Source organism: Vibrio sp. 03_296 (genome assembly GCF_002265885.1).
Window position 1 is genome coordinate 1 of record NZ_NPKW01000771.1, and the last position, 871, is coordinate 871.

The 871-nt window shown below is 45.6% G+C and carries 2 pseudogenes; one reads left to right on the plus strand and one right to left on the minus strand.

Annotated elements, in window-relative coordinates:
- Positions 1-109 (minus strand): annotated as a pseudogene (locus CIK04_RS27755) (RNA polymerase sigma factor RpoE); the annotation flags it as partial.
- 345 nt (positions 110-454) lie between these two features.
- Between CIK04_RS27755 and CIK04_RS27760 the strand changes: the two are divergent.
- A pseudogene (locus tag CIK04_RS27760) lies at positions 455-871 on the plus strand (FAD-dependent oxidoreductase); the annotation flags it as partial.

Consider the following 871-nt stretch of genomic DNA (forward strand, 5'->3'; position numbering starts at 1 on the left):
TAAGATTGCAGACTTTGTTTTGGTACTTCACCACCAAAAGATTGAATGCTTGCTTATCGCCACTCTGAACTCGCTCAATCAATACTTGATCGGTCAACTGCTCGTTCATTCGAGCGGATACTCCTATTCGTTATGCTCCACATATCTCAGATATGGCATAATATGCAAAATAGTAGTATTGACACCACTGCTTACTTGAGCACTATTGTGACTCGCGCCAATCAAGAAAGTTCCCACTTAAGTGAAATTTTTTGTCAATTATTGAGGCGCAATGTGATGTAATAAACACTCTCTGTCGCTGATTTTGGAGGGACGGAGTGAGAAAAGCAATGGCATTAATCTCAGATTGCCTTTCTAGCCGATGTAAATCGGCGTTTTTGCGTGTACTGGAAGCACATGATGTGCGGATTTATACAARGTGAACTCATTCACTTTAGACCGGATTTGAAATTTTATGAACGCAAACCGTGAACATGAATGTGATGTGTTAGTGGTGGGCAGCGGAGCTGCTGGCTTGTCGTTGGCCTTGCGCGTCGCCAATCACTGCAAAAGTTATCGTGTTAAGTAAAGGACCTCGTAGCGAGGGAGCAACCTACTATGCTCAAGGTGGTATCGCTGCGGTATTCGATGAATCAGACAGTATTGAGTCACACGTTCAAGACACTCTGATCGCCGGAGACGGCATCTGTGAAGAAGCAACGGTGAAGTTTAYCGCTGAAAACGCCAAAGAGTGTGTGCAATGGTTAATTGATGGCGGTGTGCCCTTTGATCGTGAAGAGGACGACTCTGACGATCGAACCGCGTTATCACTTAACCCGCGAAGGCGSCTATAGCCATCGCCGTATTTTGCACGCAGCTGATGCCACAGGCA